Raw genomic sequence first — 20,864 nt, forward strand, 5'->3', positions numbered from 1 at the left:
CCCAAGTTACTTCTCGGTAGAAGCGGGGTCGCGGCCGGGGCCGCGTGTCACTTCGACGGGGGCTGACCATGTGTCTTTCTTCGTTGTTCGGCTTCCCGGGACTCAGGGGGGTCGAGCGGATGACAGGATAAGGACCTTCCCTTCATTCGCTCGTGGGAGTCCCGTCACCGGGACGTCGCCCCGTCTTCCCCCTGCCGTCAGGGCGACTCTCCTCCCCGTACCACCCCTGGAGAGAGATGGTCTCCGACATCTTCGACGTCAGCGCCGCCTGGTCACGATCCGTGATCGAGTTCGCGGACGGACTCGACCCCTGGATGCAGACGGCCGCGGAATGGGGCACCGACCTCTTCCTCGGTGTGTTCGCGATCCTCTTCCTCATGGCCTGGTGGCGAGCCCGCTCCGTCAGCTCGCGCCTGGTCGGCCTCGCGCTCTTCGCCCCGGTCGCCACCGTCATCGCCTACGCGGTCAGCAGGACCATCAAGTCGTTCTTCGAACAGCTGCGCCCCTGCCAGGCCATGACGGACCTGAACACCATCGCCACGTGCGACCCCATCGGTGACTGGTCCTTCCCGAGCAACCACGCCGCCATCGCCGGTGCCGCGGCCGCCGCGGTGATCGTCGCCTGGCGCCGGTTCGCCGTCGTGGCCGCGGTCTTCGCCGTCCTGGAGGCCTTCTCCCGGGTCTTCGTCGGCGCCCACTACCCCCACGACGTCACCGTGGGCCTGCTCGTCGGTGCCATCGTGGCCACCCTGGTCTCGCTGCTGGCCGCCCGCCCGATGACCGCGGTCGTCGACAAACTGGCCGAGAACGACCGCCTGCGCCCCCTGGTGCGCGCCCAGGGCTCGGAGCACGGCCCCGAGGCCGAGCGCATCGGCCAGGACTCCCACAGCAACGTCTGAGCCAACCTCCCCCTCCACGCGTGCCCCGTCCTCCCCCCGGCGGGGCACGCGTGCGTTGCGGGGCGGGTCACGGTCGCGGGGGAGAACACAGCTGACACACTGGTGAGGTGGGTACTCAACAGACTTCAGCAGAGCTCTTCCAGCGGGCGTCCGCCGTGGTTCCCGGCGGCGTGAACTCGCCCGTGCGCGCCTTCGGGGCGGTCGGCGGCACCCCGCCGTTCTTCGTCAAGGGTGAAGGCCCCTACCTCACGGACTCCGACGGTCGCCAGTACGTCGACCTCGTCTGCTCGTGGGGGCCACTCGTCCTCGGGCACGCCGCCCCCAGCGTCGTGGAGGCCCTCCACGGCGCCGTCGCGGCCGGAACCTCCTACGGCGCCCCGACCCCCGGTGAGGTCGAGCTGGCCGAGCTGATCGTCGAGCGCACCCCCGTCGAGAAGGTCCGCCTGGTCAACTCCGGGACCGAGGCCACCATGTCCGCGATCCGCCTCGCGCGCGGGTTCACCGGGCGCAGCAAGATCGTCAAGTTCGCGGGCAACTACCACGGCCACGTCGACGCCCTCCTGGCCGCCGCCGGTTCGGGCCTGGCCACCTTCGCCCTGCCGGACTCCCCGGGCGTCACCGGGGCCAGCGCCGCCGACACCCTGGTGCTGCCCTACAACGACGTCGAGGCCGTGGAGCGCGCCTTCGCCGAGCACGGTGACGAGATCGCCTGCGTGATCGCCGAGGCCTGCCCCGCCAACATGGGCGTCGTCCCGCCCAGGGCCGGGTTCAACGCCCGCCTCAAGGAGATCGCGCACGCCCACGGCGCCCTGCTGGTCCTCGACGAGGTCCTCACCGGCTTCCGGGTCAGTGCCTCCGGCTGGTTCGGCCTGGAGGGTGTGGCCCCCGACCTCATGACGTTCGGCAAGGTCATGGGCGGTGGCCTTCCCGCCGCGGCGTTCGGCGGCCGCGCCGAGATCATGGACCGCCTCGCCCCGAACGGCCCCGTGTACCAGGCGGGCACGCTCTCCGGGAACCCGCTGGCCACGGCTGCTGGACTGGCCACCCTGCGCGGTGCGACCCCCGAGGTCTACGCGCACATCGACCGGGTCTCCGCCCAGGTGGAGAGCGAGATCTCCAAGGCGCTCAGCGCGGAGGGCGTCACCCACCGCATCCAGGGCGGCGGCAACCTGTTCACGGTCTTCTTCACCGACCGAGAGGTCACGGACTTCGACAGCGCCCGCACGACGGACACCAGGGTGTTCGCCGCGTTCTTCCACTCCATGCTCGAACAGGGCGTCTACCTGCCGCCCGCCGCCTTCGAAGCGTGGTTCTTCTCCTCCGCGCACGACGAGGCCGCCGTCGACAGGGTGGTCGAGGCCCTGCCCGCGGCCGCCCGGGCCGCGGCACAGGCCCAGTCCCAGGGCTGACCCGACCCGCTTCCCGGAAGGAAGTACCTCCACGATGACCACCACCACCGTCGTCCACCTGCTCCGGCACGGAGAGGTGTACAACCCCGAGAAGGTCCTGTACGGCAGACTCCCCGACTACCACCTGAGTGACCGGGGACAGCGGATGGCGGAGATGGCCTCCGACTGGTTCGAGGGCCACGACATCGCCGCCCTGTACTCGTCGCCGCTGGACCGCACCCAGGAGACCTCCGTCCCCCTCCAGAAGGCGTTCGACCTTCCGGTGACCCTGGACGACCGGTTGGTCGAGGCGGCCAACAAGTTCGAGGGGATGTCGCTGTCCTCCAAGTCGGCGCGCGACCCCCAGGTGCTCAAGCGCTTGTACAACCCCTTCCGGCCCTCGTGGGGCGAGCCTTACCAGGACATCGTCAACCGCATGGTCGAGGTCATCAAGGTCGTCCGTCGGGCCGCCTGGGGGCGCGAGGCCGTGTGTGTCAGCCACCAGCTGCCGATCTGGATGGCCCGTCGCGCGGCCGAGGGCAGGCGCCTGTGGCACCGACCCGACCTGCGGGAATGTAACCTCGCCAGTGTCACGTCGCTGACCTTCGCGGATCAGCGACTGGCCAGTGTCAGCTATGCCGAACCGGCCGCCGTGCTCTACGGTGACGGTCCGTCCGTCCCGGGGGCGTGATCCGCCCGGGTTGCCCTTAGCGGTAAGCTGGGCCCACGGGTGCGGTAGACGTGTGTACAAGTGACCGTCGTCCTCCCCGGGGCCCGCCCCGGTCGCACCGGCCACCCGCGCTCAGCGCGCGTGTGCCCGGGCGAGCCCAGCAACCGCATCCGAGCCAGCAGGTGTTCGTCACCAGTGGTTCGGCATGTCCGTACTCACTCGTCAGCGAGAAGGTGATCCCATGGGTTCCGTCATCAAGAAGCGCCGCAAGCGGATGGCGAAGAAGAAGCACCGCAAGCTGCTCAAGCGCACGCGTGTGGCGCGTCGCAACAAGAAGTAGGAGCTTTCGCGACGTAGGTTGTCTCTCCGCGGGCGCGGGCGGGCCGCTGGCACGCCCCGGACGCGGAGACACTTCACTTCCCTTGCCCGGCGTCAGCCGGGGCAACGGAATTTTCCGGGTGCACCACTGTTGTGAATCACAGGTCACCTTCACCGGGTCGCCTCCGTCGGGGTGAGCGGTACGTGGCCCATCCGGACCACCGCCGTCTCCTTCCAAGGAACGTGTCTCCATGGCTCGTGTCGTACTCGTCACCGGGGTCTCCAGCCCCCTCGCGGCCGGGGTCGCCCAGACCCTGAGCCAGGGGCCCGGTGTGCACCGGGTGATCGGGGCCGACTCCGCCCCTCCACCGAGAGGCACCACCGGGGTCGAGTACCAGCACGTCGACCTGCACGACGGCAGCCTGGACCGCATCGTCGCCGAGTCCGGCGCCGACCTGGTCCTGCACCTGGGCCTGGACACCACGAACGACCCCAACCGGGAGGACAACCTCCTGGGCACCATGCGGGTCCTCGGTGCAGCCCAGCGCTCCTCCACCGTTCGTCGGCTGGTGGTGCGCTCCAGCGCCACCCTCGACGCCGACGACGCGGCCGAGGTCGAACGCCACACGCGCGGCCTCCAGCGCCGCCGCCCGGACCTGTCCGTGGCCGTCCTGAGGTTCGCGAACCTCATCGGTCCCTCCGTGGACACCCCACTCACCCGTTACATGGACTCCCGTGTCGTGCCCACCGTGATGGGCCGCGACCCGCGCGTGCAGTTCCTGCACGAGGACGACGGGGCCGAGGCGCTCGTGCGCATGGCGCTCAGCGACCGGACCGGGTTCTTCGACGTCTCCGGGGCCGACGCGGTCCCGCTCTCCCACTGCCTTCGCCGTATCGGCGGTCGGCGCCTCCCGGTGCCCGCACGCGGCCTCAGAGTGCTGCGCGGAGTGGCCAGGCACGGACGGATCGACTACGCCAGCTCCAGCGGCGCCCGCGCGGTGCGTGAGGGACTGAGCGCTTCGGCGCTGGACCCCGCGCCGCTCAGCCGCGCCCTGGACTGGGCACCGTCCTACAGCTCCGTCGAGGCCTTCGAGTCCTACGCGCACAGCCGGGGCGGCTCGCCTCGGGGCTCCGGGCTCCGTCCGGTGCACGTCCTGGCCCTGGCCCGCGCGACCCTGGGCCGGTAGTCACCGCCCCGTCGGGCCTCAGCAGTCGCGCATCTCGTCCGCCCAGGCGCGCAGTCCGGCGGCGAACCCCTGTCTGTCCCGTTCCGGCAGGCGTTCCATCGCGCGCCGCAGAGGCGCCGCCCGCGCCGCCACCAGTGACTCCACAGAGGGCCGGTAGTCGTCGGCCAGGCTCAGCAGAGTGCGTCTGCGGTTGTCCGGGTCCTCCTCCGCCACCACGAGTCCGGCGCGTCTGAGGTCTCCGGCCAGCTCACTGGTGGTCGGCAGGGACACCGCCATCCGCCTGGCCAGTTCGCTCACGCCGATCGACGGCACCACCGCCAGTTGCCCGAGCACTCCGCCGTGGCGCGCGGTCAGTCCGTGCAGGGAGAACACCTCCGCGATGTCGGCGGGCATGTCCACCCGCGCTCGGCGGAAGTAGACCTCCAACTGCGGAACGACGCCCAGCTCCGCCAGGAGTGCGCGGTCCCGTTCGTCCGGGGACTCCGGTGCCCTGTCTTCAGTCATGTCTACGATCATATGATTTGTCTTCCCGAACTGTTGGGGAAGGCAAAGCTTCGGGGATAGAGTCGTTCGTACGGACGGTGAGGGGGCCTCCACGCCCCGCGACGGAGGAGGCGCACGCCATGCCCAGGAACAGCCCGGAGTCGGACCGGACCGGTTTCCTCGAACCCCACCCGTACGGCTACGTGTACGTGGGCGCACGGGTGGCCCCGCCCGCACGGGGCCCCTTCGTGTGGCGCGACGAGGAGAGGGAACGCACCCTGGCGAGGTTCCGGGTGCTGGCCGACGAACTGGAGGAGCTGCCCTCGGTGGTCGCGACCACGGTGTACGAGGCGGTGCTCATGCCGCCGCTGGAGGGCGGACCCGGCTACGACGTCGTCCTGCTCGTCGCCGTGACCTCACCCGACGACGTGGCGGACGTGCTGGACTCCGACGCCTACCGCCAACTCGACGGCGAGCTCCTGATGACCGCCCGCAACACGCGGCGCATCGGTGAGACCGGCGACGACCCCTCGGCCACGTACCTGCTCAACCACTTCACCGCCCCCGACCCCGAACGCGCGGTCGAGGTGTGGGAGGAGCTGGCCCACTGGTACGTCGACAGGGTGGGGGTGGACAACTCCACGCTGCTCCAGCCCCTGGACGAGGCGCCCTACACGCTCGTGAACCACGTGCGCCTGCCCGGCGGTCCGGTGCGCTTCCTGGTCGCCCAGATCACCAGGCCGAGCTTCTTCGGGAGGATCCGCGACGCCCTGCGAGAGGAGCGCATGCGGGCTCTGCCCGTGTTCTATCGGCGACGGTGACGGTCGCGGGTGCCGTGGGCGCGTGCGGGTCCCACCGGCGAACCGCGCGTGGTCCCGGGGCCGGGCCCGCTCCTGGAGTGCTCGGAGCAGGTCCTGGAGTGCTCAGCGCAGGCTGAGGGCTCTGCGGTGTCTGACGGCACGCACGGCCACGGCTCCGGCCACAGCGCCCGCCACAGCGGCGGGCAGGGCCACCTTCAGGGCTGCCCGGTGTCTGCGGAAGTCGTGCACCGGCCATTCGTGGGTGCGCGCGTAGCGGCGAAGGTCCCCGTCCGGGTTGACCGCGTGCGGGTCGCCGACCAACGACAGCAGGGGCAGGTCGTTCGAGGAGTCGCTGTAGGCCGAACAGGCCGACAGGTCCCACCCCTCCCTCCGCGCCAGCGCGCGCACCGCCACGGCCTTGGCCGGACCGTGCATGAGGTCGCCGTTGAGCCGCCCCGTGTACACACCGTCGACGCACTCCGCCTCGGTGCCCAGCGCGCCGGTCAGCCCCAGGCGGCGGCGGATGATCTGTGCCAGCTCCACCGGGGTCGCGGTGACCAGCCACACCGGTCGGCCCGCGTCCAGGTGCTCCTGCACGAGTGCCCGGGTGCCCTCCCAGATGCGGTCGGCCATGGTGTCGTCGTAGATCTCCTCGCACAGCGCGACCAGGTCGTCGACGCCGTGTCCGGCGACGAAGGCCAGGGCGGCCTCGCGCGCGGCGTTGATGTGCTCCGGCTGCTCGCTGCCGGTCACCCGGAACACCGTCTGTCCCCACGCGAACCGCATCAGGTCCCTGGTGGTGAAGAGGTCCCGGGAGGCCAGTCCGCGGGCGAAGTGGTAGATCGACGCGCCTCGCATGAGCGTGTTGTCCACGTCGAAGAAAGCGGCTCCGGGGCCGACCGGTTTCGGGGAAACGGCGTCGTGTGACACGGTTCTCTCCTGGCTGTGGTGGGGGAGGCAGCCCTCCGGATGTCCGGGGTGGCGCTTCCCCGCGTACTGCGAGCTTATGACCACCCACGGGTGCCATGCCGCGACAGGGCGAGAGCGCCAAACCTGGTGATGAAGATCACAGTGTCAAACACGGTTTCGGCCTCCACTCTGCGGGATCTTCCCGGTCGGCTTCCCGCTAATAGTGCACGCGGTGCACATCCACCCTTTGCGGTGCAGCATCATGGTCGGGATGGTCACGGTAGGACTGACATTCATCAGCGCGTTGGTGGGCTGGAGCGCCACCGCCGCGCTGACCGCGTATGCCCAACGCCGTCCCAGTGTCTCCGCGATCGCATGGCTGATCGCGTCCCTGGCGGTCACCGTCGGCCTCAGCGCCGCGGTCATCGGGGTGCTCTTCGACTTCGGGCAGCTCACCTTCCGACTGCTGCACATCGGCGTCAGCCTCCTGGGTCCGCTCTACGCGGCCTGGGGCGCCATGGAGTTCGCGGTCCGTTCACCCAACGGTCTCTTCACCACGCGCCTCTTCGTCACCGCCCTGACCATCGTTCCCCTGGTGGTGCTCAGCGTCGACCGCATCAGCGGCCGGTTCGACGCGGCCTTCCCCCCGCTGGGAGACCACTACGACCTCATCCCTCGCTCGCTCACCAACGGCGTGCAGGGCTTCGTCGCCGTCCTCCTCGTCATCGCGATCGTCGCCGTCGTGCGGCGCGGGACCCGCGGCCCCGGACGGACCGACCTGGCGGTGCTGGGTCTGGTCGCGCTCTCCGTGCTCCTCGCCGTCGTGGTCGGACGCCTGGGGCTGGGCGCCCTCGGCCCGCTGCTGGTCCTCGGCGCGGTCTCCTCCCTCTGGGGCGCCGGGGCGCTGGCCGCCAAGCCGCGCCGCGACCCCTATGACGACGGGTACGACGACTACTTCGACGACGAGTACGACGACGAAGACGAACTCGACGACGAGCCCCAGGAGGAGCCCGTGCGCCGCAAGCGCCGCAACGCCGAGAACTACGACGACCTCTACGAGGGCGCGCCCGCCGCGGCGCCCAGCAAGGTCCGCGGCGTCATCACCATCTACACGCTCGCCGACGGCGAGGGCGGCGGGTTCGACCAGCTCGCCAACGCCGTCGTGGCCGAGGTCTCCAAGCGCGAGCCGGACACCCTGCTGTTCGCTTCGCACACCGTGCCCAGCGCTCCCCTCCAGCGGATCGTCTACGCGATCTACCGCGACGAGCTGGCCCAGGAGGAGCACGAGCAGCAGCCGCACGTCATGGAGTTCACACGCCGCCTCTCCGGGCACGTGGTGGCCACCAACGTGATCGAGCTCTCCCTCTCCGGTGCGGCTGCCACGGACGGCCTCGCCGCCATGCTGATGCCCCGCTGACCAGGCACTTCGTGCCCCAGAAAGTCCCTCCGGCGTGGGTCGGAGGGACGCCGTACCGCCCGTGACCACGCCCCCGGCGCAACCAATTCCGGGCGCCCCGCGTCTCATCCCGGGTGAAGTACCCTTCCCTACAGGTTTTTCATGACCGGCGCCCGTCGGGTGCCGATGGCGTGTGACCGAGACCGGCCGGATGACCCAGCCGAGAGCCGCGCCGGAGCGAAAGAAAGTTGCTGGGAGCCCCGATGCGCAAGTTCCTTGTCGTCTTCCTGATCCTTCTCGCCGCCCTCGTAGTGGTGGCTGACGTGGGAGCGCGTTCGTTCGCGCAGAACACCCTGGCCGAGCGCCTGGCACAGCAGATGGAGATGTCCGACGAACCGGACGTGTCCATCGAGGGCTGGGCCTTCCTGCCCCAGGTGGTCAGCGGTACCTACACCGAGGTCAACATCCAGGCCGACAGCGCCACGATGGGCGGTGTGACGGTCGAGCAGATCGAGGCCACCGCCTCCGACGTCGACGCGCCGCTGAGCGACCTCATGGACCAGCCCACCGTGACCGCCGGCCAGGTGGACGGTTCCTTCGTGGTGCCCTACGCCTACTTCAACCCGTACCTGCCCGAGGGCATGACCATCACGACCGAGAACGGTGAGCCGCGCATCAACGGCGAGCTGGCCGTCCCCGAGATGGGCCGGAGCGTCTCGGTCTCCAGCGGTGGCGAGTTCTCCGTCGACGGGGACACCCTGTACGTGACCCCGGTCGGCATCGAGGTGGCGGACGTCCCCGTCAACGTCGACGCCATGGTCTCGAACATGCTGACCTTCAGCGCCCAGGTGCCCGAGCTGCCCTTCGGCCTGACCGCCAGGGACATGGAGGCCACCTCGAACGGCCTCAGGATCACCGGTACGGGCAGCGACGTCCCGCTGATGGGCTCCGAGGCCGTCTGATGGCCTCGGCGGTGGAGACGCTCGGCCCCGACCTGCTCGGTGCCGAGCTGGGCGCGCGGGCCACGCTCGTGCAGTTCTCCAGCGCCTTCTGCCAGCCCTGCCGCGCCACCCGCCGTGTCCTGGAGGACGTGGCGGGCATGGTCGAGGGGGTGGCGCACGTGGAGGTCGACGCCGAGTCCCGGCTTGACCTCGTGCGTCGGCTGGAGGTCCAGGGGACCCCGACGGTGTTCGTGCTCGACGCGGACGGCCGGGTGGTTCGAAGGGCCGGAGGCCAGCCCCGCAAGGCCGACGTGATCGCCGCCCTCGGCGAGGCCGTGCGCTGACGACGTCCGACAATCCGGCGATTCCACGGCCCCCGTCCCACATGCTGGGACGGTCGTCCTGTGATCCAGGACACCCGTGACAAGATCGCCGTGCGGGCTGTAGCGTCTAGGACGTGACTTCCTTGACGAGCGCGTATCTGACGAAGCGACGAGCGGTGGACTTCTGCCGCGTCGCTGCCGCGCTCTGTCCGTGTCCCTAGGGCGGACGGGCCACTTCCGAGCCCCCGCTCGCTCCGTGCGACCGGCACCCCCTCTCGAGCACACGTGGAGACGACGGCCTTCGTCCGTCGTCACTCCCGGAACCCGACGAACCCGCGGCGGATCTCTCCTCCGTCGTTCTCCGTCGGCGACCCCGAGGACACCCGCCACCGTGCCCGGAACGACTCGCCACCGCCGCCGCGACCGCCCTTTCCCACGCGTAACGCCTCTCCTCTCCCTCCCCACCTCCGGAAGACCCGGGGGTCGTCAGGGAAGGGAAGGCCGCCTGAGACCCCTGTTCCGGGCACCGCGCGCCCGGAACGCGACGCACCGACCGCACACGCGACACACAGAAAGCACAGGAGGTTCCTCATGAGCCGCTCCGACGTCCTCGTGGACGCCGAATGGGTGGAGGCTCACCTGGACGACGCCAACGTCGTTCTGGTCGAGGTGGACGAGGACACGTCCGCCTACGACAAGGGCCACATCCCCGGCGCCGTCAAGATCGACTGGAAGACGGACCTCCAGGACCCGGTCCGCCGCGACTTCGTGGACCGCACCGGCTTCGAGAAGCTGCTGTCCGCCAAGGGCATCGGCAACGACGACCAGGTCATCCTGTACGGCGGCAACAACAACTGGTTCGCCGCCTACGCCTACTGGTACTTCAAGCTCTACGGCCACGACAACGTCCGCCTGCTCGACGGCGGCCGCAAGAAGTGGGAGCTCGACTCCCGCGAGCTCGTGGAGGAGGTCCCGGAGCGGGCCGCCACCGACTACCAGGCCAAGGAGCAGGACTCCTCGATCCGCGCCTTCCGTGACGAGGTCGTCGAGGCCATCGGCACCAAGGACCTGGTCGACGTCCGCTCGCCCGACGAGTTCACGGGCAAGCTGCTGGCCCCCGCGCACCTGCCGCAGGAGACCTCGCAGCGTCCGGGCCACATCCCGACCGCGCGCAACATCCCGTGGGCCAAGACGGCCAACGAGGACGGCACCTTCAAGACCGCCGAAGAGCTGCGCGAGCTCTACACCGATGCCGGGGTGGACCTCGACAAGGACATCATCGCCTACTGCCGTATCGGCGAGCGCTCCTCGCACACCTGGTTCGCCCTGCACGAGATCGTCGGGCTGGAGAACGTCAAGAACTACGACGGCTCGTGGACCGAGTACGGCTCCCTCGTGGGCGTTCCGGTCGAGCTCGGAGAGGCTGAGGCCAAGTGAGTGACAGCTGCGGAGCACCCGAGGGAGGCGTGGCCCTGGCCGACGTCGACGCGGGCAACCAGGCGGTCATCCAGGGCACGGTGACCCGTGACGGTCAGCCCCTGCGCGGCGCCTACGCGCGTCTGCTGAACTCCTCCGACGACTTCGTCGGGGAGGTCGCCACCGGGGACGAGGGCACCTTCCGCTTCTTCGCCGCCGACGGCGAGTGGAAGCTGCGGGTCCTGGCCTCCCAGGGCTTCACCGGGGAGTTCCGTGTGACGGCCGAGGTCGGCAAGGTCATCGACGTTCAGGTCGAGGCCTGACACCAGTACCACCCGCGCGCGGCGCCCGTGCCGGACGAATCGCTCCGTCCGACACCGGCGCCGCGCCGTTTCGTGTGTCCTCAGCGCTCGCGGGGCGCCGCTTGCTGCGGAGGCTCGCCGACGGGACCGTCGTACTGCGAGGCCAGGTCCCGGTTGGTCTCCAGCGCCCGCTCCGCCCGGTCGAGCACGCTCCGGCGGTAGAGGGGCGCGGTCGTGGCGAGGGTGAACAGGACGAGCCCCAACCACAGGATGTGAGGGGCGTGCCCGGAGTACGCCTGGCCGACCGCGAAGAGGCCGATCCCCATCGCGGCCAGGCTCGCGCCCGTGACCTGCCAGGGGTTCTCGAACTGCCGCACACGGTGCTCGGCCACCCTCACCGTGAGGTGGGCCAGTTCGGGGTCGGGGGCGGTCGCTCCGTCGCGCAGGTAGGGGCGGACCCGGCTCGTCTCCGCGCTCCCAGGGGCACTGAGCCACCGGGCCCGTTCGCTCCAGCCGTACCGCCCCCGCCGCCGGTTCCAGAGCACGGCCAGGATCAGGTGGACCAGACCGGCGGTCTGGAGTAGGAGCGCGATCGGCTGCAGGACGAAGGCGGAGAACTGGGGGTCGGACATGGGGGACTCCTCGTCATCCGGACCCGCGCGCCCGGGAGCACCTGGGCGGGGCGTGTGACGGGGGATGGGGGAGGGAGGCCCAGGCGACCGCGCCCCGGGGGGTTTCCCGAGCGCGCGCTCGCACCCATTATGTCGGCCCCTTTTCTCGGGGCCTCGGGGTCCCGTCGAGCTCGGCGGCCAGGGCCTGGTTGACCTTCAGCGCGTGTTCGGTTCGCTCCCGCCGTCTCAGGGCGCCCCGTGCGCCCAGCGCACCCAAGCCCACGGTGAACCCCGCGAGCAGCGCCAGGGTCACGAGGATGACGGGCGGTCCGACTCCCAGGGTGAGGAGTTGGGAGAGGACCAGCTGGAGCTGAGCCAGGAGGAGCAGGACCCCGCCGCGTGACCGCCACGGGTTCTCGGTCGTCCCGAGTTCCCGCTCCGCGAGCAGGACGACCACGTGCGCCGTGGCGGGATCGTCGGCGGCGCGTCCCTCCCGCACCAACCGGGCCGCTCGGGTCCGGGTCGGGGAGAAGGGCGTTCCGAACCGAGTCAGCTCGGGGTCGACGAGCGGCGGCTCCGCCGCCTCGCCGTGTTCGCGTCGCCATCGGCGTGAGCGGACCAGGGTGAACAGGAACGCTGACAGGAAGACCAGGGCGAGGACCAGCAGTCCCACCCGCACCATCAGTTCCGGCACGTCCAATCGCCTCCTCGTGCCTGGGGTCAGTAGGGCCTGCGGAGCTGGTCCCAGCCGGTCGCGGGCTCCGGGGGCGGGGCCCACGCGGCCAGGTCCGCGTTGGCTTCGATCGCCTGTCGGGAGCGGCACAGGACCCGGCGCCGTCTCAGCACGAAGACCAGGGCCAGGAGCGCCAGCACGGGCAGGAAGGCGGCCAGGACGCCCGGGGACGCGGCGCCGCTCCACACCGTTCGTCCCAGACTCAGAGCCATCCACGCCAGGTACAGGAGAAATCCGTACGCGGCCCACGGGTTCTCCCACACCCGCAGGAGCTCCCGTGCGGAGGCCACCGTCAGCCGACTCAGTTCGGGGCCGGGGGCGGTCTCGCCGGAGCGCAGGTACGGGGCGACCCGACCGCGCTCCTCACGGGTGGGGGCCTCGGCGGCCGACGCCCCTCCGGTCGGTCCGCGGTACCGCCGGTTCCATCTGAAAGCCATGAACAGGCAGGTGACGAGGGCGGCGAGGATCAGGGCCGCGGCCAAGGGGAACACGGGGGAGGACGGAGCTGCGAGGAGGATCTGTTCCGGGATGGGGGTCACTCCTTTGGAACGGACTCGATCTCTGGTTCCTCTGTCCCTTGTTCCATGCCCCGCCGAGGGCTCGGAAACATCGGACCCGCGCCCAAGGCGGGTCCGGACCTTCGGATGGCGGGTTTTCCCCAGGCCCGGGACGGGGGCTGGAAAGCGGTGGACGGCCCTGCTTGACTGAAGATCACGGTTCGTGTCCTGCGGAGGGTCCGGACGCCCCCGGCGCCCGCTCCCCGGCGGGACGCGGCCCGTGGCAAGCACGCCGGGCGCGGGCCCCCAGCCCCGACCTCCGACCCCCTGGCCGGACCCCGCGTGAAGGTATTCCGGTGGTACTCCCCCCGCCGGTCAGGAGGTGTTCGGACGGTGCCCACAGCACGGTCGTCAGCGGCCGCGGCCAGCACGCGAGGCGAGGCGGGACGCACCTACCTCGGTTGGCGGCACAGAGTCGTGCTGCCGCCGCCGGGACCGGCCCCTCGCCGTCCCGCGCCCTCGGACGCCCGGACGCTGAGCCGGGAGTGGGTCGCCGGGCAGCTCGACAGTGAGGCCCAGACCAACCGGCCGCTCTACTTCGCCCTGGGTGGGCTGGGGTTGTTCGCCCTGCTCTGCCCACTGCTGTGGACCCTGAGGATCCTCCCCGGGAGCCTGGCCCTGGGCGGCGTGTGCGCCTGCGCGGCGATCGCGGCGCCGGTGGTCTTCGCGCTGCTCCAGAGCAGGCAGGTGATGGCCACCCGGCTCGAACGCGCCGAGGCGCGTCTGGCCGAGGAACGGGCCGAACGGGAGCGGGCCCTGCACGAGCAGCAGCGCGAACACGCGCGCCGGTACACCGAGTGGCAGGCCGCCGCGCGCGCCTTCGAGGCCCAGCCCCGCTGGTACGGCGTGACGGTGCCCGCGGGGGTCTCGTCGGTGCTCGTGGTCGGCGGCCGGGAGGCGGGCTGGTCCGCGCTGCTCACCACGATCGGGATCTCCCGGCTCCGCGAGGGCGGCGACCTCACCGTCGTGGACCTCACCGGGCGCTCCGTCACCAGCGAGCTGGTCCGGCTGGCCCGGCGCTGCGCCGTGGGGCCCCGTCGCTGGGTGCTCCCGGCCGACCTGCCACGGATGACCCTGGGCACCAACCTGGACGCCGGACAGCGGGCCCGCATCCTCTCGGCGGCGGCCGCGGCCTCCGGGAGGTTGGAGGACGCGGACGCCGACGAGACCCTGCTGCTGCGCCTGCTGGAGGTGCTCGGCCCGGGCGTGGGCGTCGCCCGACTCATCGGCGGACTGCGCGCCCTGGTCACCCCCGAGGACGACACGGCCGAGGACGACCCCGCCCTGGCCCTGCTCACGGAGGCGGAGCGCGCTCGGGTGCGGGAGCGGTGCGCGGACGACCCCGGGATACGCGAACGGGCGTGGACGCTGGAGAACCGGCTCAGCCCCTTCGAGGCCGTGGGCACCCGGGCCGACGACGGAGCCTACGCCCAGGTCAAGATCATCTCCACGGACCGGGCCTCGGGCGAGGGCGCGGCCAGGGTCTACGGGACCTACGCCGTGGCCGCGCTCAGTGAACTGCTGGAGGCCCGCGCCCCCGAACCCGCCACCGGCGGACGGCGTCCCGGTGCCCGGTCGCGGCGGACGCGCAGCGTGGTGGTCTGCGGCGCGGAGACCCTCCCGAAGGACGAGGTGGAACAGGTCCTGGCGGCGGCGTCCGAGGGGGACGTGGAGGTGGTCCTGCTGTTCCGCACCGCCGTCCCCGCGGCTCTCGAACGTTTCTCCGACCCGGCCTGCCTGCCGGTGGTGATGGGCCTGGACGACGACGCCGAGGAGGTCGCGAGAGCGGTGGAGGCGGCGGTCTCCGTCGCGGCCGACCCGCGCGACCTGGAGGTGCACCGGCTCACCGAGGTGATCGGTGCGGCGGTGGGCGGCACGGTGCTCGAACCGTCCGAGGACGACGAGGAGGACGACGATCTCCTGTTCCCCTCACCGCACACCGAGTCCGGTGCGCTGATCCGCAACGCCGCCGCTTCGATCGTCCCCCTCGACCTGGTCCGCCATGTGAGATCGACCACGGCGTGGGGCCGGGTCACCAGCCAGGCCGCCGAGATCGACACCCCGGCACCCACAGACGAGGAGCAGGGGCCGGGTGCGCGCTCCCTCGGCCTGGACGCGCGAGCCCTTCGAGGGCTGCCGTCCACCGCAGCCCTCGTCCTGACCCCGGGCGGGCCGATCCTCGCCGACACCAACCCGGGTATCCTCACCCTGTCCACGGCCACCCTGGCTACGGTGGACGACACCCGGAACACCGGTACCAGCGGGAACGTTGGGTCGAGTGGTGGCACCGGAGCCACCACCAGAGCACCGGCGTCCCGGGGCGGCACAGGGAACGGCGGGCTCCGAAGGGCGCACGCGGGCCGTTCCGAACCGTCCGGGGGCACCGCGACACCGGAGGGCGCCGCCGCACCGGACCGCATGGTTCGGGACGACACCCCCGGGGCGACCAGGGGGGACGACGGTCCCAACGCCGCCGAGGCGCTCGGAACCGTGGGCCGCACCGACCCCGAGAAGGTCCCGCCCAACCTCGGGCCGCCGCCCGAGCGTCTGGACTGGCGGGTCTGAGGTTCGGTGGACAATAAGCTTGGCCCGACACATCGCCCGCCGCCGAAGCGCGTTCGTGCGGGTGATCTACCGATCGTGGAGATTTGATGAGCGAGCTTCCCTTGCGCGCCCAACTGGCCTCGGTACTTGGCAGGAGCGCAGCGAGCCTGTCCAGGGCCACCGGACGCGGAGACGGCTCCGTCATCGGTGGGCGCGTCGCCCTCAAGGTCGAACCCGACCTGCTCGCCAAGCTCGCCCAGGGCCGTCGCCTGGCCCTGATCAGTGCCACCAACGGCAAGACGACCACCACCCGGCTCATCGCGCAGGCCCTGCGCGAGTTCGGTGACGTGGCGACCAACGAGTACGGCGCGAACATGCCCACCGGGCACATCACCGCCCTGTCCGACAACAAGTCGGCGGTCAACGGTGTGCTGGAGGTGGACGAGAAGTACCTCCCGCAGGTGCTCAAGGCCACCAACCCCTCCTTCGTGGTCCTGATGAACCTGAGCCGCGACCAGATGGACCGCGCCTCGGAGATCAACCTGCTCGCGAAGAAGTGGCGGACCGCCCTCGCGCAGACCGACACCCACGTCATCGCCAACGCCGACGACCCGTTGGTGGCCTGGGCGGGGCTCGGCGCCCCCAACGCCACCTGGGTGTCGGCCGGTCAGCGCTGGAAGGAGGACTCCTGGTGCTGCCCCGAGTGCGGCGGCCACCTCAAGCGCGAGACCGACCCGCACTGGGAGTGCCCCGAGTGCGGCCTGGCCCGTCCCAGCGCCACGTGGGCAGTGGACAACGACAACGACGTGCTGGTCGCCCCCGACGGTCAGCAGATCAAGCTCCGGATGAACCTGCCCGGCGACGCGAACCGGGCCAACGCCGCGATCGCCGCTGCCACGGCCGCCGGTTACGGCATGCACCCCGAGCGCACCATCGAGCGGCTGCGCGAGGTTACCTCGGTGGCCGGGCGCTACACCTCGGTGGTCACCATGGGCGTCGAGGTCCGCCTCCTGCTCTCCAAGAACCCGGCCGGATGGCTGGAGTCCTTCGCGGTCCTGGACCCGCCCCGCGTCCCCGTGATCCTCGCGGTGAACGCCCAGATCCCCGACGGCAAGGACACCTCCTGGCTCTGGGACGTGGACTACACGGTGCTGCGCGACCGGAGGGTGTTCGTCATGGGCGAGCGCCGCACCGACCTCGCGCTGCGCCTGGAGACCGACGAGGTGCCCTTCGAGGTCGCCGACCGCGTGGACGAGGTGCTGGCCAAGCTCAAGGCCGAGCGCCCCGACATCACCAAGGTCGACGTCATCGCCAACTACACAGCCTTCCAGCAGATCCGCACGGCGTACGGCCGCGTCCAGTAGGAGACACACACCCATGTCGAACACCAGCAGCGCCCTGCGGATCGTGTGGATCTACCCCGACCTGCTCAGCACCTACGGGGACCAGGGCAACGTCCTCATCCTCAAGCGCCGCGCGGAACTGCGCGGCATCCCCACCGAGATCGTGCACGTCCACTCCAGCGACTCGGTGCCCGAGCAGGGAGACATCTACCTGCTCGGCGGCGGCGAGGACCGGCCGCAGATCCTGGCCGCCGACCGGCTCCGCGCCGACGGAGGCCTGGCCCGGGCCGCCGCGCGCGGCGCGTGCGTGTTCGCGGTCTGCGCGGGCTACCAGATCATCGGTGAGAGCTACGGCGACGACGAGGCCAACCCGCTTCCGGGCGTGGGCATCCTCGACATCCGCAGCACCCGCGGCCAGACCCGCGCGGTGGGCGAGATCGTCGCGGACGTCGAGCCTGCCCTGGGAGTCGGCCGGATCACCGGTTTCGAGAACCACCAGGGGCGCACCGCGATCGGCCCGCAGGCCCGTCCGCTGTCCACCACGGTGAAGGGCATCGGCAACGACGACCACACCGAGGGTGCCTACCAGGGCCAGATCCTGGGCACCTACCTGCACGGCCCGGCCCTGCCGCGCAACCCGCAGCTGGCCGACCTGCTGCTGCGCTGGCGCGTGGGTCAGTTGAACCCGCTTCCCCCGGCCTGGGGCGAGCGCCTGCACGACGAGCGTCTGGCCGCCGCCCTGCGCTAGGGCGCCTCGCGCACCGCGGCACCGGCGTACCGGTGCGAAACGACCGGGCCCGGTGGGACTTCCCACCGGGCCCGGCCGCTTGTGTAAGGAATGAATCGCAAGGTCACCGCCTTGTCACCCGACATGAAGGCAATAGCACTACAGCAGTACGGTTCCGCCGACGACCTCGCCCTGGTGGATCTGCCCGATCCCAAGGTGGCCCCGGGGGAGGTCCTGATCCGCGTGCGCGCGGCCGGGGTGAACCCCGTGGACTGGAAGCTCGCCACCGGTGGTCTGGATCCCGTGATGGAGGCGGGCTTCCCGCTCATCCCGGGGTGGGACGTGGCCGGTGTCGTCGAGGCCGTCGGGTTCGACGCGGGGGAGTACGCGGTCGGCGACGAGGTCTACGGGTACGTCCGCAAGGACTGGGCCAAGAACGGCACCTACGCCGAGCTGGTCTCCGCGAGCGTGCGACTGATCGCGCCCAAGCCCGCCACGCTGAGTTGGCAGGAGGCGGCGGGGGTGCCCCTCGCGGGCCTCACGGCCCTGCAGTCCCTCAAGCGCGTCTCGGCGGGTTCCGGTGACACGGTGCTGGTGCACGCCGCCGCGGGCGGCGTGGGCGCGTTCGCCGTGCAGATCGCGGTCGCGCTGGGCGCGAGGGTCATCGGTACGGCGAGCGAGCGCAACCACGACCACCTCCGAGCGCTGGGCGCCGAGCCGGTCACCTACGGCGACGGTCTCACCGAGCGGGTTCGGGCACTGGCCCCCGAGGGCGTGGACGCGGTCCTCGACTTCGTCGGCGGCGGGGTGGCCGCGCTTCCGGTCACCGAGAACCCGGAGAGGGTGGTCTCGATCGCCGACCACGAGGTCCTCGCGACCGGTGGGCAGTACGTGTGGGTCCGGCCCGACCACGATGACCTGGTCGAACTCTCCGGTCTGGCGGACCGGGGCGTGCTGAGCGTGCACATCGACAGGGAGTTCCCGTTGGCGGAGGCGGCCGAGGCCTGGCGCCTGAACCAGACCGGTCGCACGCGGGGCAAGATCGTCCTCACGGTCTGACGCCCCGAGTTCGCGAGGGCGCCCCGGCGACGCGGGCGACGGCACCGTGGGAGGCATCGAGGCCCGCGTGATCGGTGCCGGGCTCTGCGGTGAGCGTCGCCGGGGCGCACGTCGCGTCCGTCGTCGGGTCACACCTTTCCCGACCGTGGTCGGGGCGTCCGGGCGCCCAGGCGTCCGGGTGCTCGGGGCGCTCCGGGGTGTGGGTGAGAAGGGCGAGAAGGGTGGTCACACCCGGGTTGGGGAGCCACCCCAGGTGGGACAGGACCCACTCGGAGGCGTCACCGAGGACGCCGTGTCGTCCTCGGGGTGACCGGGACGAGCAGTCCGCCGATGAGTCGGGCGACGCCCACGTCCGGGCCGAGCACCTCCAGCAGGCGCACATGTCCACCGTGCCCGTGGCCGTGTCCTGGCACCGCCACCGGGCCCCGCCGCGTGTCCGGGCGGCCTCCAACAGCCGGGAGTGGCCTCCGGCTCAGGCCTGCGGAGCCCTGCCCGCCGGGAACCCTCCGGTGGCCACCGGCCCCCACCGCCGCGGAGTGACGCGCACCAGTGCCTTGCCCTGGCCGCGCATCGCCTGGCGGTACTCCTCCCAGTCGGGGTGCTCCCCGGAGATCACCCGGAAGTACTCCACCAGCGGTTCGACCGCCTCCTTCCCGCTGAGCACCTCGGCGGTCCCGTCGACCTGCACCCAGGGGCCCTCGAAGTCGTCGGAGAGCACGACCACGCTCACCCGCCCCTCGCGCGCCGCGTTACGTGCCTTGGCGCGCTCGGGGTAGGTGGACACCACGATCCGTCCCTGGCCGTCCACTCCGCAGGTGACCGGGGAGGCCTGCGGGGAGCCGTCCCTGCGCTGGGTGATCAGCAGCGCCCTGTGCCGGGGTGTGACGAACTCGATCAGCGCCTCCCGGTCGACGGCGGTGTTGGTGGCGATATTCGGGCTCACGGGGTTCCCCTTCAGCAGCGTCCGGTGGTTCACCACAGTTCACACCCGCCAGGGGAGTCCCTGTCAACGCGACGCGGCCAGGCGGCCTCCGCCAGAGGACATCCGCCCTGTGGGAGCCGTGTGTGGCCGGGAGGCTGTCGTCTCGCACCCGTCGCCGCCCCTGCGTCGCCCGCATCGTCGCGTCCGGTCCGCAGGACCGGGACGACCGGTCGGGGCCGCGCCCCGACCCGACCGGTGACGGCTACCTGGGCTTGCGGCGGAAGTCGTCGAGGTTCGCGTTGGCGCCCGTGTCCGGGTCCACGACGACCTCCTGGCCCGCGGCGATCCCGTCCACGACCACGTCGGCGTCGACCGGGACGGTGCGCTTGACCAGGCCGAGGGCGATCGGGCCCAGTTCGTGGTGACGGGACGACGTCCCGACCCGGCCCACCTTGCGCCCGGCCAGCTCGATGTCACTCCCCAGCTTCGGCAGCCGCTCTACGGTTCCGTCCAGGTGCAGCATCACCAGGCGGCGCGGCGGGCGGCCCAGGTTGTGCACCCGTGCCACCGTCTCCTGGCCGGGGTAGCAGCCCTTCTCCAGGTGAACGGCGGAGCCGATCCAGTCCATCTCGTGCGGGATGGACCGCTCGTCCGAGTCCAGCCCCGGGCGGGCGCGGTGCGCGGCGATCCGGTGGGCCTCGTAGGGCCACATGCCCGCCGGGCGGGCTCCGGCGGCGGTGAGCTTCTCGGTGACGGCCACGAGGTCGCCCGAGGGCACGAACAGGTCGATCTGGTCCTCTGCGTCCCGCTGGACCAGGCCCTCGGCCACGGTCGCCACGCGGGAGCGCTCCGGGCCCAGCACGGTCAGCACGGAGAGCGCGTCGGACCGGTCCTCGACCTCCACCCGCAGCATGAACACCATCGAGTCCAGGAACTCCGCCAGCGCGGGTCCGCCACCGGGTTCGGTGTGGATCCAGGTCGTCTCACCGTCGTCCACCAGGGACAGGTGGTGTCGCAGGTGGCCCCGGGTGTCCAGGACCAGCGACTCGGTGGCGACCCCGGGGGCCAGGTCGCGGGTCAGCTGGCTGGTGATGTCGTTGAGCCAGCTCAGGCGGTCCGGTCCGGTCACGCGCACCACGCCACGGTTGCTCCGGTCCACCCAGGCGCTGGAGCGTTCCATCGCGCGTGCCTCGTGGGAGGGGTCGCCGTAGTGCGCGGCGACGTCGGAGTCGGGGCTGTCGGCGCTCACGGCACCCGGTGTGGTCAGCAACGGCGAAGTCATGGAACCGAGGTTATCCGGCCCGCCAAACACCCCGGAGCACCGCTCTGAACAGGG

23 protein-coding genes are annotated in these 20,864 nt (G+C 71.4%); 16 read left to right on the forward strand and 7 right to left on the reverse strand.

The features are described 5' to 3' along the window. Positions 1-236 precede the first annotated feature (236 nt). The 5 genes from KBX21_RS13530 to KBX21_RS13550 all read left to right on the forward strand — a co-directional run bounded on the left by KBX21_RS13530 (position 237) and on the right by KBX21_RS13550 (position 4,462). Positions 237-899, forward strand: coding sequence for a phosphatase PAP2 family protein (locus tag KBX21_RS13530; RefSeq protein ID WP_049578967.1), 663 nt, complete (start codon positions 237-239; stop codon positions 897-899). Between the two features lie 107 nt (positions 900-1,006). Then, positions 1,007-2,308, forward strand: a complete 1,302-nt coding sequence (hemL, locus tag KBX21_RS13535; RefSeq protein ID WP_210842113.1) for a glutamate-1-semialdehyde 2,1-aminomutase — start codon at positions 1,007-1,009, stop codon at positions 2,306-2,308. Positions 2,309-2,342: 34 nt separating this feature from the next. After that, positions 2,343-2,978 (forward strand): histidine phosphatase family protein, encoded by a 636-nt coding sequence (locus tag KBX21_RS13540; RefSeq protein WP_049578957.1) that lies wholly within the window; start codon positions 2,343-2,345, stop codon positions 2,976-2,978. A 220-nt stretch (positions 2,979-3,198) separates the two neighbouring features. Continuing rightward, a complete protein-coding gene (locus KBX21_RS13545; protein ID WP_013155353.1) occupies positions 3,199-3,297 on the forward strand; it encodes a 30S ribosomal protein bS22 in 99 nt (32 codons plus the stop codon). A 229-nt stretch (positions 3,298-3,526) separates the two neighbouring features. Continuing rightward, positions 3,527-4,462: an NAD-dependent epimerase/dehydratase family protein gene (locus tag KBX21_RS13550; protein WP_017544193.1), complete on the forward strand. Its 936-nt coding sequence runs from the start codon at positions 3,527-3,529 to the stop codon at positions 4,460-4,462. An 18-nt stretch (positions 4,463-4,480) separates the two neighbouring features. On the opposite strand, the gene KBX21_RS13555 is transcribed toward KBX21_RS13550, so the two are convergent. Next, positions 4,481-4,966, reverse strand: a complete 486-nt coding sequence (locus KBX21_RS13555) for a MarR family winged helix-turn-helix transcriptional regulator (RefSeq protein ID WP_247665687.1) — start codon at positions 4,964-4,966, stop codon at positions 4,481-4,483. Positions 4,967-5,085: 119 nt separating this feature from the next. Here KBX21_RS13555 and KBX21_RS13560 point away from each other — a divergent pair, with 119 nt between their 5' ends. Then, positions 5,086-5,766 (forward strand): hypothetical protein, encoded by a 681-nt coding sequence (locus tag KBX21_RS13560; protein WP_049578953.1) that lies wholly within the window; start codon positions 5,086-5,088, stop codon positions 5,764-5,766. Positions 5,767-5,868: 102 nt separating this feature from the next. Here the strand turns inward: KBX21_RS13560 and KBX21_RS13565 are convergent, their stop codons facing one another. Beyond that, positions 5,869-6,675, reverse strand: a complete 807-nt coding sequence (locus tag KBX21_RS13565) for an HAD family phosphatase (RefSeq protein WP_049578951.1) — start codon at positions 6,673-6,675, stop codon at positions 5,869-5,871. A 241-nt stretch (positions 6,676-6,916) separates the two neighbouring features. Here KBX21_RS13565 and KBX21_RS13570 point away from each other — a divergent pair, with 241 nt between their 5' ends. The 6 genes from KBX21_RS13570 to KBX21_RS13590 all read left to right on the forward strand — a co-directional run bounded on the left by KBX21_RS13570 (position 6,917) and on the right by KBX21_RS13590 (position 11,053). Beyond that, complete coding sequence (locus tag KBX21_RS13570) at positions 6,917-8,071, forward strand: putative quinol monooxygenase (RefSeq protein WP_049578949.1); 1,155 nt, start codon at positions 6,917-6,919, stop codon at positions 8,069-8,071. A 242-nt stretch (positions 8,072-8,313) separates the two neighbouring features. Then, positions 8,314-9,012 carry a DUF2993 domain-containing protein gene (locus tag KBX21_RS13575; protein ID WP_049578947.1) on the forward strand — a complete coding sequence of 233 codons (699 nt, stop codon included), beginning with the start codon at positions 8,314-8,316 and terminating at the stop codon, positions 9,010-9,012. Continuing rightward, positions 9,012-9,335 carry a thioredoxin family protein gene (locus KBX21_RS13580; RefSeq protein WP_210842115.1) on the forward strand — a complete coding sequence of 108 codons (324 nt, stop codon included), beginning with the start codon at positions 9,012-9,014 and terminating at the stop codon, positions 9,333-9,335. The genes KBX21_RS13575 and KBX21_RS13580 overlap by 1 nt, the downstream gene beginning before the upstream one ends. A 113-nt stretch (positions 9,336-9,448) precedes the next feature. Then, entirely contained in the window at positions 9,449-9,535 is an 87-nt protein-coding gene (locus KBX21_RS27215; protein ID WP_355267795.1) for a putative leader peptide, read from the forward strand. Between the two features lie 370 nt (positions 9,536-9,905). Next, a complete protein-coding gene (locus KBX21_RS13585) occupies positions 9,906-10,751 on the forward strand; it encodes a sulfurtransferase (protein WP_049578941.1) in 846 nt (281 codons plus the stop codon). Then, positions 10,748-11,053, forward strand: a complete 306-nt coding sequence (locus tag KBX21_RS13590; protein WP_026129190.1) for a DUF1416 domain-containing protein — start codon at positions 10,748-10,750, stop codon at positions 11,051-11,053. The genes KBX21_RS13585 and KBX21_RS13590 overlap by 4 nt, the downstream gene beginning before the upstream one ends. A gap of 80 nt (positions 11,054-11,133) precedes the next feature. Here the strand turns inward: KBX21_RS13590 and KBX21_RS13595 are convergent, their stop codons facing one another. The 3 genes from KBX21_RS13595 to KBX21_RS13605 all read right to left on the reverse strand — a co-directional run bounded on the left by KBX21_RS13595 (position 11,134) and on the right by KBX21_RS13605 (position 12,915). Beyond that, positions 11,134-11,664: a hypothetical protein gene (locus KBX21_RS13595; RefSeq protein WP_210842116.1), complete on the reverse strand. Its 531-nt coding sequence runs from the start codon at positions 11,662-11,664 to the stop codon at positions 11,134-11,136. Positions 11,665-11,791: 127 nt separating this feature from the next. After that, on the reverse strand, positions 11,792-12,337 hold the full coding sequence (locus tag KBX21_RS13600; protein ID WP_156208165.1) for a hypothetical protein: 546 nt from the start codon (positions 12,335-12,337) through the stop codon (positions 11,792-11,794). A gap of 26 nt (positions 12,338-12,363) precedes the next feature. Continuing rightward, positions 12,364-12,915, reverse strand: coding sequence for a hypothetical protein (locus KBX21_RS13605; RefSeq protein ID WP_307869208.1), 552 nt, complete (start codon positions 12,913-12,915; stop codon positions 12,364-12,366). A 351-nt stretch (positions 12,916-13,266) separates the two neighbouring features. Here KBX21_RS13605 and KBX21_RS13610 point away from each other — a divergent pair, with 351 nt between their 5' ends. From KBX21_RS13610 to KBX21_RS13625, 4 genes are all read left to right on the forward strand, one after another. Beyond that, a complete protein-coding gene (locus KBX21_RS13610) occupies positions 13,267-15,498 on the forward strand; it encodes a hypothetical protein (protein ID WP_210842117.1) in 2,232 nt (743 codons plus the stop codon). A gap of 86 nt (positions 15,499-15,584) precedes the next feature. Beyond that, a complete protein-coding gene (locus KBX21_RS13615; protein WP_210842118.1) occupies positions 15,585-16,841 on the forward strand; it encodes a Mur ligase family protein in 1,257 nt (418 codons plus the stop codon). 13 nt (positions 16,842-16,854) lie between these two features. Beyond that, complete coding sequence (locus KBX21_RS13620) at positions 16,855-17,568, forward strand: type 1 glutamine amidotransferase (RefSeq protein WP_210842119.1); 714 nt, start codon at positions 16,855-16,857, stop codon at positions 17,566-17,568. Between the two features lie 123 nt (positions 17,569-17,691). After that, the gene (locus KBX21_RS13625; RefSeq protein WP_049579255.1) at positions 17,692-18,606 is read left to right on the forward strand and encodes an NADP-dependent oxidoreductase; all 915 of its coding nucleotides are present in this window, start codon (positions 17,692-17,694) and stop codon (positions 18,604-18,606) included. 472 nt (positions 18,607-19,078) lie between these two features. Here the strand turns inward: KBX21_RS13625 and KBX21_RS13630 are convergent, their stop codons facing one another. Further along, positions 19,079-19,549: a PPOX class F420-dependent oxidoreductase gene (locus KBX21_RS13630; protein WP_210842120.1), complete on the reverse strand. Its 471-nt coding sequence runs from the start codon at positions 19,547-19,549 to the stop codon at positions 19,079-19,081. 241 nt (positions 19,550-19,790) lie between these two features. Next, entirely contained in the window at positions 19,791-20,810 is a 1,020-nt protein-coding gene (locus tag KBX21_RS13635) for a folate-binding protein YgfZ (protein WP_210842121.1), read from the reverse strand. Between the last annotated feature and the right edge of the window lie 54 nt (positions 20,811-20,864).

The organism is Nocardiopsis sp. B62 (assembly GCF_018070675.1).
In the GTDB taxonomy this organism is placed as follows: domain Bacteria; phylum Actinomycetota; class Actinomycetes; order Streptosporangiales; family Streptosporangiaceae; genus Nocardiopsis; species Nocardiopsis prasina.